Here is a 17,460-nt window from a genome sequence, read left to right as displayed (position 1 = left end):
CCTCAGAGGAAGCACAATGAACCGTCGCGCAGGTAAGCAAACAATAAAAAAAGTGACGCTGGTAAATGTTGAAGAACATGTTGAAGGCTTTCGTCAGGTGCGCGAAGCGCATCGCCGCGAGCTGATCGACGATTATGTTGAATTGATTTCAGATTTAATCCATGAAGTGGGCGAAGCCCGCCAGGTGGATATGGCAGCGCGGCTTGGTGTTTCACAGCCAACAGTGGCAAAAATGTTAAAGCGACTGGCGACGGTAGGACTGATTGAGCAAATTCCATGGCGCGGGGTGTTTTTGACGCCGGAAGGGGAGAGGCTCGCGCAGGCCAGCCGCGAGCGTCATCAAATTGTTGAAAGCTTTTTACTGGTGCTGGGCGTAAGCCCGGAAATCGCCCGTCGTGACGCGGAAGGAATGGAACACCACGTCAGTGAAGAAACGCTTGAGCGTTTTCGTCTGTTCACTTTGCAACAAGGGTTGCCGTCTGAATGAATCTCCCATTCTTTCGCGCGTTGCTGCGCGATCGCTTTTTGCACCTCCTGCTGATTATTGGTTTGGGTCTCTGTTTTGCTGTTCCTTTTGCGCCCGCCACCTGGCCGGGTGCTATTGACTGGCACACCATTATTACCCTCAGCGGTTTGATGCTGCTGACCAAAGGCGTGGAACTGAGCGGCTATTTTGATGTGCTGGGGCGTCGCATGGTGCGGCGTTTTCACACCGAACGGCAACTGGCCATGTTTATGGTCCTGGCGGCGGCGCTGCTTTCAACCTTCCTGACCAACGACGTGGCGCTGTTTATTGTGGTGCCGCTTACCATCACTTTAAAAAAACTCTGTGAAATTCCGGTCAATCGGTTAATCATTTTTGAGGCGCTGGCCGTAAACGCGGGTTCGTTACTAACCCCCATTGGCAACCCGCAAAATATCCTGATTTGGGGACGTTCCGGGATGTCATTCCCGGCCTTTATCTGGCAGATGACGCCGCTGGCACTGGCGATGATGGCGACACTGCTGGCACTGTGCTGGTTCTGTTTTTCCAGTAAGGCGCTTAACTACCATAGCGGCGTTAAAAACCCGGACTGGCAGCCCAGGCTGGTCTGGAGCTGTCTGGGCTTTTACCTGGTCTTTATTACGGCGCTGGAGCTAAAACAGGAGCTGTGGGGTCTGGTCGCGGTGGGTGTGGGCTTCTTATTGCTCGCACGACGTGTTGTGTTGAGCGTGGACTGGACGTTGCTGCTGGTATTTATCGCTATGTTTATCGACGTCCATTTGCTGATCCAACTGCCCGCGTTGCATCATATTTTAACCGACACCAGCCAGCTTTCGCCTTCCGGTCTGTGGTTAACCGCCATTGGTCTGTCGCAGTTTATCAGTAATGTGCCGGCGACCATTTTGTTGCTCAATTATGTGCCGCCAGATACCTTGCTGGCCTGGGCGGTCAATGTCGGTGGTTTTGGCCTGTTGCCTGGTTCACTGGCGAATTTAATCGCCTTGCGAATGGCGAACGATCGGCGCATCTGGTGGCGCTTTCATGTTTATTCCCTTCCCATGCTGCTGTGGGCCGCACTGGTCGGCTACGGATTACTACTTCTCAGATAGTGCTGATTTGTCAGTTTATCCTGGAAAATGTATAGCAACCGCCTAAGTTTAGTAAACGGCGTAACTGTGACGCCGTTCACTGACAGGACTGTTGCGAACTATGGCAGAAAATTCAACCGCCCCTGAGAACGGGCAGGAAACTCAAACAGAAGAGACGCAAAATCGCAAACGCCCCGGTAAGAAGCCCCTCATCATCCTCGGCATTGTGGTGATGGTGATGGTTGTCGTCGCGCTGGTGTGGTGGTTACTTACCCGCAATGAAGAGACGACAGACGATGCGTTTACCGACGGCGATGCGGTCACTATCGCACCGAAAGTGGCAGGCTACGTTACTGAACTGCGCGTAAAAGATAACCAGCAGGTGAAAAAGGGAGACCTGCTGGTGGTGATTGATCCCCGCGATGCCACGGCGCAGCGCGATCAGGCGCAGGCGCAACTTGGGCTGGCGACGGCCCAGCTCCATCAGGCGCAGGCGCAACTGGATTTGTCAAAAGTACAGTATCCGGCCCAGCGTGACGAAGCGCGGGCGCAGGTATTGAAAGCGCAGGCCGATCTAGCCAATGCGCAGGCTGCCTATAAACGCCAGCGCGGCGTCGATCCTCGCGCCACGACACAACAAAATATTGACAGCGCCAATGCGCAGTTACGCAGCGCACAGGCGCAGCTGGCGAGTGCGCAGGCGCAACTGGAAGTGGCGGATCAGGTGCAGTTGCAGATTCGCCAGCAGGAGACCAATGTTGAGGCCCGTCAGCGTCAGGTGGATCAGGCGAAAGCGCAGCTTGAAACTGCTGAGCTAAATCTCTCATGGACAGAGGTTCGCGCGCCATTCGACGGTTTTGTCACTAAACGTAATGTGCAGACCGGCACCCTGGTGCAGGCGGGCACAGCGCTGTTTTCCCTGGTCTCACCGCAAATCTGGGTGACGGCGAATTTCAAAGAGTCGCAGCTTGAACGCATGCGTCCGGGCAATAAAGTGACGGTGAAAGTCGATGCCTGGCCGGATATGGAGCTGGAAGGGCATGTTGACAGTATTCAGCAGGGGAGCGGTTCTAAGTTCTCTGCCTTCCCGTCTGAGAATGCCACCGGCAACTTCGTGAAAATCGTCCAGCGCGTACCGGTGAAAATCGTCATTGATAAAGGGCTGGATGCGAACCGTCCACTGCCACTTGGTCTGTCAGTAGAACCTAAGGTATCTGTGGAATGACTGACGTTAGCCATGAAAACTGGCGACCGGCCAGTAATCCATGGGCCGTCGCCTGGGTGGTGACGCTGGCGGTCTTTATGGAGATCCTCGACACCACCATCGTCAACGTCGCATTGCCGCATGTTGCCGGTTCACTTTCCGCCAGTTACGACGAATCCACCTGGGTACTGACCAGCTATCTGGTGGCTAATGGTATCGTGCTGCCCATTTCGGCATTTCTCAGCCGCGTGTTCGGTCGTAAACAGTTTTTCCTGATTTGCATCGTGATGTTCACCATTTGCTCCTTCTTGTGCGGTATCGCAACGGAACTGTGGCAAATCATTCTTTTTCGCGTATTGCAGGGCTTTTTTGGCGGCGGCTTACAGCCAACGCAGCAGTCGGTACTGCTGGATTACTTCAGGCCTGAGGATCGCGGCAAGGCGTTTGGTCTCTCTTCGATTGCGATCATTGTCGCTCCCGTACTGGGGCCGACGCTGGGCGGCTGGATAACCGATAACTACTCCTGGCGCTGGGTCTTTTTTATCAATATCCCGGTCGGTATTGTTACGGTACTCGCGATTTATCAGCTACTGGAAGATCCGCCGTGGGAGCGTAAGTCAGACAAAAAACTGACCATTGACTGGCCGGGGATCGGCCTTATCGCTCTCGGACTCGGTTGCCTGCAGGTAATGCTGGACCGTGGGGAAGATGAAGACTGGTTCGCCTCTGATTTTACCCGCATTTTTGCTGTGCTGACGGCAGTCGGCATTGTCGGCGCGATTTACTGGCTGCTGTATGCCAAAAAGCCAGTGGTAGATTTGCGCTGCATGGCAGATAAAAACTTTGCTGTCTCCAGTCTGCTGATGGCGGGTATGGCGATGATCCTCTATGGCAGCTCGGTGGTGATCCCACAGCTGGCGCAGCAGGATCTGGGCTATACCGCAACCTGGTCAGGGCTGGTACTGTCGCCGGGTGCAGTACTTATTGTGCTGACTATCCCGCTGGTGCTCAAACTGATGCCCATCGTGCAGACGCGCTGGATTATCGCCTTTGGCTTTTTCTGCCTCGCTGCTTCGTTCTGGTGGTCGCGTACGCTGACGCCGGATATCGATTTTGAAACCCTGATGCTGTTTCGCAGTGCGCAATCGATAGGCCTGGGCTTCCTGTTTGTGCCGCTGACCACGATTGCGTTTATCACCATTCCACGTCAACTCAATGCCGATGCGGCCGCGTTATTCACGATGTTCCGAAATGTCGCGGGATCGGTGGGGATTTCACTTTCTACGGCGGCGATAACCGAACGGTCACAGGCGCACAGCGCCCATCTGGCGTACAACATGTCGCCGCTGAATGAACAGTTCCAGCTGGCGGTGCGCGAATCGGCGCAAGCGATCCGCAATTTCACCGCGCTGGTGGGTGACCCGATGAATACAGCGATGGGGCAGATGTATAAAACGATGATCGCGCAGTCGCGTTTTCTGGCTTATATCGACGTGTTCACGCTGCTCAGTATTGTCGCACTGTTATTGATTCCTTTTTGTTTACTGCTATCGCCGATTAAGAGCGAAGGCAGCGCAGGAGCACATTAATATGTCCAGGCGTGGTGTTTCACTGACATTTCTTTCTCTTTGGCTGGCAGGCTGCAGCGTGGGTCCGGATTACCAGCAGCCGTCGCCGCAAACCCCAACGCACTGGAACGATCCGGGCGATAAAACCGTGGCTTCGCAGACCGTGTCGCAGGCGGTTAACCCGCGCTGGTGGACCACCTTTCAGTCACCGCAACTTAACAGCCTGATTGAGCGTGCTATTGCCGGAAATCTCTCGTTGCAACAAACGGTGCTGCGTATCGCCGGGGCACGTGAACAGATTAATCAGGCTGGCGGCGCGTTTTTACCGGCGGTCAACGGCAGCGTCAAAGCCACGCGCCAGCAACTGGGGCTGGAAGGGGAGCTTAAGTCCCATGATGTCTACGGCCAACTGGATAATGTTGACCCGCAAATCGCCGGGGCGCTGGGGGCATTAACCCAGCCGGTGAATCTCTATCAGGGCAGTTTCGACGCTCAGTGGGAGTTGGACCTCTGGGGCAAAGTGCGCCGTCAGGTTGAAGGGGCGCAGGCGCAGCAGCAACAGGCGATTGAGCAACGTAACGATGCACTGGTGTCGCTGGAGGCGGAAGTGGCGCGCGCGTGGCTGCAACTGCGCGGCGCACAAAGCGTTATCGCCACTTTGCAGACACAAATCGAAACCGCGCAGCAAACTTTCGCCCTGACAGATAACCGTCAGCGTAGTGGGCTGTCGCCGCAGATGGACGTGGAAAATGCCCGGGCTCAGGTGGGTAGTCTGGAGGCGCAACTGCCGCAGTATCAGGCTCAGGAGCGTCAGGCAATGAATGCGCTGGCGATTTTGCTGGGCAAACCGCCAGGTGCGCTGGACGGGGAGCTCAGGAATGTACAGCCATTACCGAAGCTGCCTGAGCTGGTCTCAACCGGCATCCCCTCGACGCTGGCCCGCCGACGCCCGGATATTCGTGAGGCGGAAGCCTCCTTACATGCCGCGACAGCGCAAATTGGCGTCTCTGTCGCGCAGCTTTTCCCGAGCCTGACGCTAAGCGGGCAGTTTGGTTTGCGTAACAGTGAGACCAACTGGCTCACCGACTGGAGCAGCCACTTCTACAGTTTCGGCCCACAGATTTCTGTTCCCATCTTTCAGGGCGGTCGGCTGGTCTCCAGCGTGAAACTTGCCCGCGCGCAGCAGGGCGCGGCGGTGCTTAATTATCGCCAGACGGTGCTGGAAGCGCTGGGTGATGTGGAAAATGCGCTGGTCAGCTATCGCGCCGATCAGCAGCGCGAGGCCGGGCTGGATAAAACCCTCGATGCGTTGCATAACGCTTTTACGTTGGCCAGCGACAGTTACCGGCAAGGTATTGCCAGCTTTATCGATGTGCTTGATGCCCAACGTCAACTGGCGCAGGCGGAACAGCAGCGTGCGCAGGCACGTGTGCAAAGCAGTCTGGATTTAGTGGCGTTGTATAAAGCGCTTGGCGGCGGCTGGGAGCCATATCAGCAGGTGCGTTTGCCGGAGTATTCGGTGTTTGGCGATGCGCCGCGCGGATAAAGTTTGGAGAATTGGGCAAGAAACAGACAGGATCGCCACATTCCACATCACGCCGTATTGCGTATAACTATCTGCGTCAACCAACAGTGTGAGGAGACGCCAAATGCGTTATCAAAAACTCGGCAATACCGGTCTGTTTGTTTCTGAACTGTGCCTTGGCACCATGACGTTCGGTGGTGAGGGCGGCATGTGGGGGAAAATTGGACAGCTGGATCAGGCGCAGGCTGACAAGCTGGTCGGCAGCGCGCTGGACGCGGGCATTAATTTTATCGATACCGCCAACGTCTATTCCGAAGGCCGCTCCGAGCAAATCACCGGCCAGGCACTGAAAAATCTCAAGGTACCGCGTGAAAATGTGGTGGTGGCGACTAAAGTGTTCGGTGAAACCGGCACGGCGGGGGTGAACTCACGCGGCAGCTCCCGCTATCACATTATTGGCAGCGTGAAAGAGAGCCTGCAACGGATGCAACTGGATCATATCGATCTCTATCAATTGCACGGCTTTGACCCGGCGACTCCCATGGAAGAGATGCTCTACGCGCTGGATAACCTCGTACAGCATGGGCATGTCCGCTACATCGGTGTTTCTAACTGGGCAGCGTGGCAAATCGCCAAAGCACTGGGCATATCTGAACGCCTCGGGCTGGCGCGTTTCGCATCGTTGCAGGCCTATTACACCATTGCCGGGCGTGATCTGGAACGTGAACTGGTGCCGATGCTACAAAGCGAGAAGGTTGGCCTGATGGTCTGGAGCCCGCTGGCGGGCGGCCTGCTCAGCGGTAAATACAGCCGCGATGGCAAAGGCGAAGAGGGCAGTCGTCGCCTGGAGTTTGACTTCCCGCCGGTAAATAAAGACCGTGCGTTTGACTGCATCGACGTGATGCGCGTTATCGCCGAGGCAAAAGGTGTCTCTGTCGCACAGATAGCGCTGGCCTGGCTGCTGCATCAGCCGGTGGTGAGCAGCGTGATCATCGGCGCTAAACGCCCGGATCAGCTTGATGACAACATCGCCGCGACCCATATCCGTTTAACGGAAGAGGAGCTGCGCCAGCTTGATGCGGTGAGTGCGTTGCCGCGTGAATACCCCGGCTGGATGCTGGAACGCCAGGGTGAATATCGTCGTAACCAGTTAGCCCACAAGTAACCCCCCCGCTTTTTGATCTTTCCCCGGCGGCATATCGCTGACCGGGGAATTTTATTCCCGCCTGATTTCTCAATCCCGCTCACAAAAACGATCTATTCGTTTTGCCTGACTTTTCACCTTTGTCTATATGACTAGTCATATACATTAAATGACTAGTCATATGATGAGGGAGATGTCCGGATGAGTAAAACACTGCCGTCAGGCTTTTTATGGGGAAATTCCGTTTCCAGTATGCAGACCGAAGGGGCATGGAATGAGGGGGGGAAAGGGCCATCGGTTTACGATATCCGTGAAGCCAGCGAGTTTGCCTCCGACTGGAAAGTCGCGACCGACTCCTACCATCGTTATCAGGAGGACTTTGATTACATGCGCGATCTGGGCATGAACTGCTATCGCTTTCAGATCTCCTGGAGCCGCGTCTGCCCGGACGGTGACGGCGCGTTTAACGAGGAGGGTATCGCCTTCTATGACCGTTTTATCAACGATCTGATTGCTCGCGGCATTGAGCCGATGATCTGCCTGTACCATTTCGACATGCCGTTGGCGCTGGCGGAAAAATACAACGGTTTTACCGAGCGTCATGTGCTGGACGCGTTTGTCCGTTACGGACAGAAGATGATCGACTGTTTTGGCGATCGCGTGACCTGGTGGCTGACCTTTAACGAACAGAATATCTACCATATGCCGGAAGCGTTTCGGGTTAGCGGCTATCTACGCGGTGACAAAACATTGCGCGAACTGTATCAAATACAGCATCACGTGATGATGGCCCACGTACAGCTCACTCAGTATCTGCATGAGACCAAACCCGGCAAGTTGATGGGGGGTATGCTGGCGCATCAACTTATCTATCCTGCGACCTGTAAACCGCGCGATGTTTTTTGTGCCCAACAGTACGATGAGTTTCTCAATCAGAATCTCCTTCGCGTGTTTGCCGGGCAGGGCTATAGCCCGGCGGTAATGGCAGTTGTTGAACGCGAAGGCTTTAGCGACATCTATCGTGCTGATGATTTAGCGCTTATTGCACGTGTGAAAAGCGACTATATGGCATTTAGCTATTACGCCAGTAAAACGCTTAACAGCGATGTGATCGCAGCAGACGTGCCGGTTAACTACTACCTGCAACAGGGCGATGTTCCGAACCCGTATCTGCAGGCCACTGAGTGGAACTGGCAAATCGACCCTCTCGGTTTTCGCGCCATTATCACCCGCTACTACAACGACTGGCGCTTGCCTGTTTTCCCCATTGAAAACGGTATTGGCGTGATTGAGACGTGGGATGGGGTGAATCCAATTAATGACGATTACCGTATTGCCTATCACCGGGATCACCTGCAGGCGATGAAAGACGCCATTTTTATAGATGGCGCGCAGGTAGTGGGCTATCTCGGCTGGGGGCTTATCGACATTCTCAGCTCACAGGGGGATATGCGTAAGCGTTATGGCGTGGTGTATGTCAATCGTGAAAACCATGACCTTAAAGATCTTAAACGTGTGCCGAAACGGAGCTACGCCTGGTTAAAACAGGTGATTCACAGCAACGGCCGCGACCTGTAATAGCAGCGTACCGTTTGATGCCGAACGAAGGGAGACCATGATGCCTGAAACAAACACAACAGCGAACATGCAGTCTTTTGTGGATAAGTTCGTCGATTTTTCCGCTCGCCTGGCCAACCAGGTCCATCTGCGTTCCTTGAGGGACGCGTTTGCCGCCGTAATGCCGATCTTTATCCTTGCCGGTCTTGCGGTTCTGGTTAATAACGTGGTGTTCCCGTGGATTCTGGAGGGCGAGACATTAGTGCGCTTTAAGGTCTGGGGGGAAGCGGTCATCAACGGTACGCTGAACATTGCCGCACTGTTGATTGCGCCCATGACCGCCTGGTCGCTGGCGCGCAATCGCAATTTTAATAACCCGGTTTCTGCGGTGGTTATAGCACTCTCCAGCTACATTATGATGATGCCGATGCATCTGGAGGTCGTCCCGGACGGGGCGAAAGCGACCGTTACCGTCAGCCAGATGCTCTCTTTTGCTAATATCGGTTCCACCGGGATTTTCGCCGGGGTGATTATCGGTTTGTTGTCGACAGAGCTGTTTATTCGCATCGCAGGCATCGAAAAGCTGAATATCTCTCTGGGCGAAAATGTGCCGCCTGCGGTGGGTAAATCCTTTTCTGCTCTGATCCCGACTATTATCACTCTGTCGACGTTCGCGGTGATCGCCGCCGTACTGGCAAATGTGTTGCATACCGATTTAATTCATCTGATCACCACACTTATTCAGCAACCGCTGCGGCTGATTAACACCAGTCTGCCGGGGACCATTTTTATCTATAGCTTTGGCAACTTCCTGTTTACGCTGGGTATTCATCAGTCGGTGGTGAACGGGGTGATTCTGGAACCGTTCCTGCTTATCAACACCAATGAGAATATGCTGGCCTATGCCAGCGGTCAGCCGATCCCGCATATCATTAACAATATCTTTGTGCCGACCTTCGGCATGATCGGCGGGACGGGCAGTACGATTTCCCTGTTGCTGGCGATTTTCATTTTCTCGCGGCAGAAATCGGCGAAACAGGTGGCGCGGCTGTCGATTTCGCCTGGGCTGTTTAATATTAACGAGCCGGTTATCTTCGGTCTGCCGATCGTCTTTAACCTGCCGCTGATGATCCCCTTTGTTTTGCTACCCGCCATCGGCATTTACTTTGCCTGGCTGTGTACCACGCTTGGGTGGATGTCGCGTTGTGTGGTGATGATCCCCTGGACCACGCCGCCCATTTTAAGCGCCTGGCTGGCGACTGCGGGAGACTGGCGAGCGGTGGTGGTTCAGTTGATAATCATCATCTTTGGTGTATTCTTCTACCTGCCTTTCCTCAAAATAGCCGAGAGAGTGGCCTTAAGAAACAATGGGATAGCTGAATAATAAGAAGGAAAGGCAATGGCGTCGAAATACATTTCTATTGCGCGCGAAATTAAACATCGGATCCTGAGTCAGCAATATTCGGCCAGCGAGCCATTGCCCGATCAATTTGCCCTTGCGGCGGAGTTCAGGACCAGCCGCATGACCATCCAGCAGGCAATGCGTCAGCTGATTGTCGAAGGGCTGGTCTATACCCGCAAAGGTCTGGGCACCTTTGTGCGAAAGAATTTTATGCAACTCTCCCGCTGGGATTTACCTGGCAGTGACTATTACGGTGCAACCAAGACCTGGGAAAACGTGGGTCAGGTCACCAGTAAGATCATTAAATTTGAACTGCGTTTCCCGACGGAAAAAGAGCAGGACTCGCTACTACTTGGCCCCGACGAGCCGGTTTACGATTTTAATCGCTTACGCCTGCTGGAAGGGGAACCGGTGTCGCTGGAATTTACCCTGATGCCGGTAAATCTGGTGCCTGGGCTTAATCGTGGGCATCTGGAAAGTTCGGTGTTTCGCTATGTGCAGGAGGATCTGGCGCTAAAAATCATGGGTTCTTACCGCATCGTGCGGGCCCTGAAACCTGGCGTTGAGGACCGCGAATATCTGAACTGTGATGAGACGGACCCGGTGCTGGAAGTGGAGCAGGTGATTTATCTGGAAGATGGCACGCCGCTGGAGTATGCCCATTGCCGCTATCGCTACGATCATGGCGGCATCATTGTGGTCAATAACGGATAAAAAAAGCGGGTTTAAAACCCGCTTTTTTCATTCTTGCGCTAAGGATCAGTTCAGACGAACCGGCATACCGGAACGGTTCTGGATAGCCTGGTCTACGATGTTCTGATCAACATCAGACTGACTGGTCACGCTCTGTACACTCTTGGTCAGCGCGATTGGCACGATTTCGCCGCCGTTGAACTGTGCTTCGGTGGTGGACAGCGGGTTATGTACTTCGATGTAGCGGCTGCCATCCGGCTCGGTGGTAGCTTTTACCGGCTCATCAATAAACTGTACGCGGGTGCCGACCGGCACGTTCTGGAACAGGAATTTGATGTCGTCGTTACGCAGACGGACACAACCGTGGCTTACGCGCAGGCCGATACCGAAGTTGGCGTTGGTGCCATGGATAGCATACAGGCGGCCAATGTACAGCGCGTAAAGACCCATCGGGTTATCCGGGCCAGCCGGAACCACTGGCGGCAGCGGTTGACCTGCGGCGGCATATTCAGCGTGCATTTTCGCTGTCGGCGTCCAGGTCGGGCCAGCTTTCTTACGTTCTACTTTGGTGGTCCAGGCAATCGGGGTGTCTTTACCCAACTGGCCGATACCGATCGGCAGAACGATAACGGTTTTGGTCCCTGCCGGGTAATAGTACAAACGCATTTCGGCGCTGTTGATGACGATACCTTCATGGACGGTATCCGGCAGAATCAGCTGCTGAGGCACGTTCATCACTGTGCCGCCTTTCGGCAGGTAGGCATCAATACCCGGGTTCGCTTCCAGCATGTTGGAAAGACCCATCTGATATTGCGCGGCAAAGTACTCCAGCGGCTGGCTATTGTTCTCTGGAATGGTTACGACCTGGTTCTGACCGATTAATCGGCTGCCATCGGTCGGAAGCGGATAAGTTACAGCAGACGCGGTTTTGCAAAAGCCCACGACGGCAAACGCCGCCGCTAAAAGCGTTGTTAATTTCATATTCATGGTGTGCGAGATTCGTGCCACAGGCCGTTAGGTTAATGGTTCTTTCTAATAGATGGGAGCGCATTATATGTGCATTCCCGCGCACTGGGAATTGAGATGTGTACGAAATCACACTTTTTTCCCTTTGGTTTCATTTTAGCCCTTCGTTTCCGGGCAGGAATCTAATTCGGAATTGTGGCATAATAGGGTGTTTGTCACACATTTCAGGATAATTCCGTGTTAGTCACCAGCAACGTCACCATGCAGTTCGGCAGCAAGCCGCTGTTTGAAAATATTTCCGTCAAATTTGGCGGCGGCAACCGTTACGGCCTGATCGGCGCCAACGGGAGCGGTAAATCCACCTTTATGAAGATCCTCGGCGGCGACTTAGAGCCGACGCTGGGGAATGTCTCCCTCGACCCGAATGAACGCATCGGTAAGCTGCGCCAGGATCAGTTTGCCTTCGAAGAGTTCACCGTCCTCGACACCGTTATCATGGGGCATGGCGAGCTGTGGGAAGTGAAGCAGGAGCGTGACCGTATCTACGGTCTGGCCGATATGAGCGAAGAGGACGGCTACAAAGTCGCCGATCTCGAAACGCAATATGGCGAGATGGACGGTTACTCCGCAGAGGCGCGTGCAGGCGAACTGCTGCTCGGCGTTGGGATCCCGGTTGAACAACATTACGGTCCGATGAGCGAAGTGGCGCCTGGCTGGAAGCTGCGTGTACTGTTGGCACAGGCGCTGTTTTCCAATCCGGACATCCTGCTGCTCGACGAACCGACGAACAACCTGGACATCGATACCATTCGCTGGCTGGAGCAGGTGCTGAACGAGCGTAACAGCACCATGATCATTATTTCGCACGACCGTCACTTTCTGAATATGGTCTGCACCCATATGGCTGACCTGGATTACGGCGAGCTGCGCGTTTATCCGGGCAACTACGACGAATATATGACGGCGGCAACCCAGGCACGCGAACGTCTGCTGGCGGATAACGCCAAGAAGAAAGCGCAAATTGCCGATCTGCAGTCATTTGTTAGCCGCTTTAGCGCCAACGCGTCTAAATCTCGTCAGGCTACATCGCGTGCGCGCCAGATTGATAAAATCAAACTGGAAGAAGTTAAAGCCTCCAGCCGTCAGAACCCGTTCATCCGTTTTGAGCAGGATAAGAAACTGTTCCGTAACGCGCTGGAAGTGGAAGCCCTTTCCAAAGGGTTTGAGGAAGGCCCGCTGTTTAAAGGGGTTAACTTGCTGCTGGAAGTGGGTGAAAAGCTCGCTATTCTCGGTGCCAACGGCGTGGGTAAATCCACCATGCTGAAAACGCTGGTGGGTGAACTGGCTGCGGACACTGGAACCGTGAAATGGTCGGAAAATGCGCAGATCGGTTATTACGCGCAGGACCACGAGTATGAGTTTGAAAACGACCTCACCGTATTTGACTGGATGAGCCAGTGGAAACAAGAGGGCGATGACGAGCAGGCGGTACGCAGCATTCTGGGTCGTCTGCTGTTCAGCCAGGATGATATTAAAAAGCCAGCGAAGGTGCTGTCCGGTGGCGAGAAAGGTCGCATGCTGTTCGGCAAGTTGATGATGGAAAAACCCAATATTCTGGTGATGGACGAACCGACCAACCACCTGGATATGGAATCTATCGAGTCGCTGAACATGGCGCTGGAGATGTATCAGGGCACCCTGATTTTCGTCTCTCACGATCGTGAGTTTGTGAGCTCGCTGGCGACCCGTGTTATTGAAATTACGCCGGAGAAAGTCATCGACTTTACGGGTAATTACGAAGATTACCTGCGCAGTAAAGGTATCGAATAAGCCAATACTCCCTCTCCCCTTTGGGGAGAGGGACGGAGTGAGGAGACTACAGTGTCCACTCGCTCCGTTCTTCGCCATTGATCAGCAGTTTACGTCCTTCTCCTGTCGGTAACGATACCTTAAGCGCCTTCCATGCCGGACGGTAATCACCGGTTGTGGCGATCGTCAGATTGATACAGCGAGCGTCGCAGGCCATCGTCCATTCCAGCCACAGGGCATTTCCGTTCTGATAACCCCAGCTCTCACCGTCATCTTCAAACAGCAACCCGGTTGAGCGTCCCGTTCCTTTCACCGGGAACAGTTTCAGCTCACGGGTATCATCCGCCGTCGCGCTAACATGTCTGATTCGTTCGCTGAGCGGCAACCCTGCTCCTGCGCGAACCAGTAATGGCAGTTTTTCCAGCGGCGCGTCGCGTACAATCCACTGCCCGCCGCAGAACCACTCATGCGTATAAAAATCATACCAGCCGGTCTCATTCGCGGGCAGCCAGACACGGCGTTCACGCTGACCCGCTTCGACCACGCTGGCCACCAGAATATCGCGGCCCAGCAGAAAGTCGTCACACTCTTCAAACGTCTGCTCGTCACTCTCATGATCGAGGAACGTTGGGCGCAGCATCGGTTCGTCATCCGCATGCGCCTGCCACAACAGAGTATAAAAATAGGGTAACAGACGATAACGCAGTTCAATTGCGCTGCGAATAGCTGGTGTCACGCCCGGATACATCCACGGTTCATTCACCGTATGATCGTCATTCCACGAATGGATGGTGAAACGGGGGTGCATTACGCCGTTTTGTACCCAGCGGATAAACAGTTCAGCATCCGGTTTATCACCGGAGAAGCCGCCGACATCGTGCCCCACGTTATACAGTCCGGACAAACTCATCCCCAGCCCCATTCGCGTGTTGAAGCGCAACGTATCCCAGTTGGTCCGGTTATCACCGCTCCAGGTTTGTACGTAACGTTGCATCCCGGCGCAGCCGGAGCGGGAGATCAGGTACGGACGTTTATCCGGGGCAAACCGTTGCTGCGCTTCCAGCGATGCTCGCATCATCAGAAGCGGCATCACCGGGCGAATATGTTTGATGGCAATCTCGCGGCCAAAACCGTAGCAGCGTGCTTCACCGTCCCACACTTCAAACTCGTTGTTGTCATTCCACGTCGAGTCGATGCCCATCTCCAGCAGTTGCGTGGTCACGCCCTCCTGCCACCATTTGACGGTTTGTGGATTGGTAAAGTCGAGGTGAGACCCTTCATCGTCCCAGAAGCTTGAACGTTCAGGCGAATCGGTTTCTGAATCACGAATAAACAGACCTTTTTCGGCCACTTCCGGATAGCGCGGATGGTCCTGCAGCAGACACGGCTTAATATTGGCCGCCAGTTTCAGGCCCGCATCGTGGAACGCCTGGCTCATGACTTTTGGCTGCGGCACCTTGTCGTAGTTCCAGTTAAAGACATAGCGCTTGCCATTAATGGAGGTATAGCCCGAAGAGAGCTGGAACGAATCGCAGGGAATAGCATGTTCGCAACAGAGGCGAATAAAGTTCATCAGCTGGTTTTGCGCATCCGGCGCATCGGTGTAATGCATGGTGGAACCGCTGTAACCCAGACTCCACTTCGGCCCAAACAGGGTTTTCCCGGTCAGGCGCACAAACGCTTTAGTGACATCCAACGCCCGCGCGCCGGTAAACAGGTAGTAATCGATATCGCCCGCTTCGGCCTGCCAGCGGCGGTAGGCGGTATGGTAATTATCGATTTCATTACCCAAATCCAGCCAGCAACTGCTCAGGTTGTCATAAAACAGACCGTAGCTGATGTCGTCCCGGCGGGTGAGGGTAAACGGAATATGTTTATAAAGTGGATCGGTACTGGCCGCGTTATAGCCCATCGCATCCAGGTTGCGCATCTCATAACGCTTACCGTTACGCTGCAGATCGCCAGCCTTCTCGCCCAGACCGTAAAACCGCTCATCTTTTTTACGGCTGAGGTAATGCGCCACACCGTCGCCATGCGCATTGAGTTGATAGGCGCTGGTGGGGCGATCGCTTGCCAGCCATTGCCACTCTCCGGCCTCATTGCGGTAGTGCCATTCCAGCCACAGCGGCTGGTGCACGGTGACCCGCAATGCTTCGGTGGCGATAATTAATTGCTGATCCTGTTGCTCAAGCGTCCAGTCCGGGCAACTGAAACCGCTGATATCTTCGCGGTTACGGCCTTCCCATGGCACATCCTGCCCGGGTGCAATACTCCAGGTTCTGTCCAGCGCCAGCTCACTCTTACGTTTTAACAGTACGCGGAACAGCGTTTTTTCCAGCACATACAGGCACAGCGTGTGCTGCCCATCCACCAACAGTTCAACGTGGTGAGCCGCTTGCTTTAGTAAGGTCCAGTTTTTCAAAATTTTCATATCAGACATCCATTATCAGACGCGTTTTGCGCGACGTTCAGCAATAAATGACACCAGGAAAATGGCCCCAATCAGGTCAAAAAAGCCCATTGCGATAAACAGCGGATTGAAACCTATTTTGTCAGCGGTAACACCGATCAACAGAGAGAAGAGGAAGCTCGCGATCCATGCCGCCGAGCCGCGCATACCGTTAACGGTGGCCATCTGGCCTTTATCAAAGGACTCCACCACCAGCGCACTGAGCATGCAGGAGATGATTTGGTGGCCGAAGCCGCCAATGGAGATCAGCACGATAGTGATATAGGGATCGCGGGTTATCGCGACGATGCCCAGTGAGATCATCAGAAATGCGCCGGTGACGGAGCTTGCGACCACCGAATTTACCCGGGAGCAGCCGAACCAGCGTGTATAGAGTTTGGTGAGGTAGCCGCTTGCCACGCTGCCCAGATCGGCGGCGAGAAAGGGGAGCCAGGCAAACATGGCAATTTGCTTAAGGTCCATCCCGTGCTCTTTCGCCAGATACAGGGGGACCCAAAAGCTCAGCACGGCCCAGGCCGGTTCAGCCATAAACGCCGGAATGGCGATACCGTAAAAACGCTTGTTTTTGGCGACGGTTTTCAGCGCGGTGAAGAAAGGGAGTTTGACCGCAGGCGCTTCGTTATCCTGCTTGATATAGGCAAGTTCATCTTTACTCAGGTTCGGGTGTTTTTCCGGGTTGTAGTAAAACGCCCACCACAGCAGTACCCATACCAGCGCCAGAACGCCGGTAAACATAAATGCGCCCTGCCAGCCAAAAGAGGCATGGGCAAAATAGATGATCGGTGGCGCCAGCATGGCACCAATCGAGAAACCGACGCCAGCCCAACCTGCGGCAACCGGGCGCTCAGATTTCGGGAACCACTCGCCCAGGGTTTTCGCGTTCGCAGGCGTGGCGGCCGCTTCGGATGCCCCCATCGTGAAGCGCAAAATGGCCAGTTGCAACCAACTGCTCGCGCCCGCGTGGAAGATACAGGCCAGCGCCCAGATGATGGCACAGATCATAAAGCCCATTTTCAGGCCAATCACATCAATCAGCCAACCGCATAGCGGCTGAAAAACGGTATAGGCTAACTGAAAAGCGCCCACAATCCATGAGTACTGTTCGGTCATAATGCCCATACTGGTTTTCAGTTCGGGGGCAAGAATGCCGAGAGAGTTACGTGTGATGTAGTTTACCGTGACGCCCAGTAAAAACAGGACCAGCACCCACCAGCGTAATTTTTTGACTATCCGGCGGCTTTTGCTTGCCACCACTTCATTATTGTTGATTCCCTGGCTCATTTTTTTCTCCACGCACCGTTCTGTAGGGAAGTCGTTGCGGGCCATTCGAAATTTGTTATACCGATCTGGACCGCATGGGGATTTTTTCTGCTTTAGCCTGAAATATGCCTACAACTAGTATGGAAGTTGTACGACATCTTTACGTTAGGGGAGAAAAAGGGTCAGCCATAGTGGATTTTGTGCAAGGATTCTCATCAATTCACCAAAGAAAAGGGCATTATGCTTTTCGGACCAGTATTCATGAGACTTCGGTTTCATGAAAATTTTCC

Annotated in this window: 13 protein-coding genes; 10 read left to right on the top strand and 3 right to left on the bottom strand. The window is 54.1% G+C overall.

Going from position 1 to position 17,460, the window contains the following annotated elements; translation table 11 throughout:
* Positions 1-16 precede the first annotated feature (16 nt).
* From mntR to AAIG39_RS12155, 9 genes are all read left to right on the top strand, one after another.
* Positions 17-487: a manganese-binding transcriptional regulator MntR gene (gene mntR, locus AAIG39_RS12195; RefSeq protein WP_090086953.1), complete on the top strand. Its 471-nt coding sequence runs from the start codon at positions 17-19 to the stop codon at positions 485-487.
* Positions 484-1,593 (top strand): anion transporter, encoded by a 1,110-nt coding sequence (locus tag AAIG39_RS12190; protein WP_343193955.1) that lies wholly within the window; start codon positions 484-486, stop codon positions 1,591-1,593. Before mntR ends, AAIG39_RS12190 begins: the two co-directional genes overlap by 4 nt.
* 100 nt (positions 1,594-1,693) lie before the next feature.
* On the top strand, positions 1,694-2,797 hold the full coding sequence (locus tag AAIG39_RS12185; RefSeq protein WP_343193954.1) for an HlyD family secretion protein: 1,104 nt from the start codon (positions 1,694-1,696) through the stop codon (positions 2,795-2,797).
* On the top strand, positions 2,794-4,365 hold the full coding sequence (locus AAIG39_RS12180) for a DHA2 family efflux MFS transporter permease subunit (protein ID WP_090086961.1): 1,572 nt from the start codon (positions 2,794-2,796) through the stop codon (positions 4,363-4,365). Before AAIG39_RS12185 ends, AAIG39_RS12180 begins: the two co-directional genes overlap by 4 nt.
* A gap of 1 nt (position 4,366) precedes the next feature.
* The gene (locus tag AAIG39_RS12175; RefSeq protein WP_090086963.1) at positions 4,367-5,890 is read left to right on the top strand and encodes an efflux transporter outer membrane subunit; all 1,524 of its coding nucleotides are present in this window, start codon (positions 4,367-4,369) and stop codon (positions 5,888-5,890) included.
* A gap of 103 nt (positions 5,891-5,993) precedes the next feature.
* Positions 5,994-7,034, top strand: a complete 1,041-nt coding sequence (locus AAIG39_RS12170) for an aldo/keto reductase (protein ID WP_090086965.1) — start codon at positions 5,994-5,996, stop codon at positions 7,032-7,034.
* A gap of 180 nt (positions 7,035-7,214) precedes the next feature.
* Complete coding sequence (locus AAIG39_RS12165) at positions 7,215-8,591, top strand: glycoside hydrolase family 1 protein (protein WP_343193953.1); 1,377 nt, start codon at positions 7,215-7,217, stop codon at positions 8,589-8,591.
* Positions 8,592-8,631: 40 nt separating this feature from the next.
* The gene (locus AAIG39_RS12160) at positions 8,632-9,954 is read left to right on the top strand and encodes a PTS sugar transporter subunit IIC (RefSeq protein ID WP_090086970.1); all 1,323 of its coding nucleotides are present in this window, start codon (positions 8,632-8,634) and stop codon (positions 9,952-9,954) included.
* Positions 9,955-9,969: 15 nt separating this feature from the next.
* Positions 9,970-10,686 (top strand): GntR family transcriptional regulator, encoded by a 717-nt coding sequence (locus AAIG39_RS12155; RefSeq protein WP_090086971.1) that lies wholly within the window; start codon positions 9,970-9,972, stop codon positions 10,684-10,686.
* Positions 10,687-10,731: 45 nt separating this feature from the next.
* On the opposite strand, the gene ldtB is transcribed toward AAIG39_RS12155, so the two are convergent.
* Positions 10,732-11,652 carry a L,D-transpeptidase gene (gene ldtB / locus AAIG39_RS12150; protein WP_090086973.1) on the bottom strand — a complete coding sequence of 307 codons (921 nt, stop codon included), beginning with the start codon at positions 11,650-11,652 and terminating at the stop codon, positions 10,732-10,734.
* Positions 11,653-11,868: 216 nt separating this feature from the next.
* On the opposite strand from ldtB, the gene AAIG39_RS12145 reads away from it, so the two are divergent.
* The gene (locus AAIG39_RS12145; protein WP_343193952.1) at positions 11,869-13,461 is read left to right on the top strand and encodes an ABC-F family ATPase; all 1,593 of its coding nucleotides are present in this window, start codon (positions 11,869-11,871) and stop codon (positions 13,459-13,461) included.
* A gap of 46 nt (positions 13,462-13,507) precedes the next feature.
* Here the strand turns inward: AAIG39_RS12145 and AAIG39_RS12140 are convergent, their stop codons facing one another.
* Both AAIG39_RS12140 and AAIG39_RS12135 read right to left on the bottom strand, forming a co-directional pair.
* On the bottom strand, positions 13,508-15,871 hold the full coding sequence (locus tag AAIG39_RS12140) for a glycoside hydrolase family 31 protein (RefSeq protein ID WP_343193951.1): 2,364 nt from the start codon (positions 15,869-15,871) through the stop codon (positions 13,508-13,510).
* Between the two features lie 15 nt (positions 15,872-15,886).
* On the bottom strand, positions 15,887-17,191 hold the full coding sequence (locus tag AAIG39_RS12135) for an MFS transporter (protein WP_343193950.1): 1,305 nt from the start codon (positions 17,189-17,191) through the stop codon (positions 15,887-15,889).
* Positions 17,192-17,460 lie beyond the last annotated feature (269 nt).

It is taken from the genome of Phytobacter palmae, assembly GCF_039409775.1.
In the GTDB taxonomy this organism is placed as follows: Bacteria; Pseudomonadota; Gammaproteobacteria; order Enterobacterales; family Enterobacteriaceae; genus Phytobacter; species Phytobacter palmae.
The sequence above is the reverse complement of the archived record's forward strand: the minus strand, read 5'-3'. Positions and strand labels throughout refer to the sequence as shown.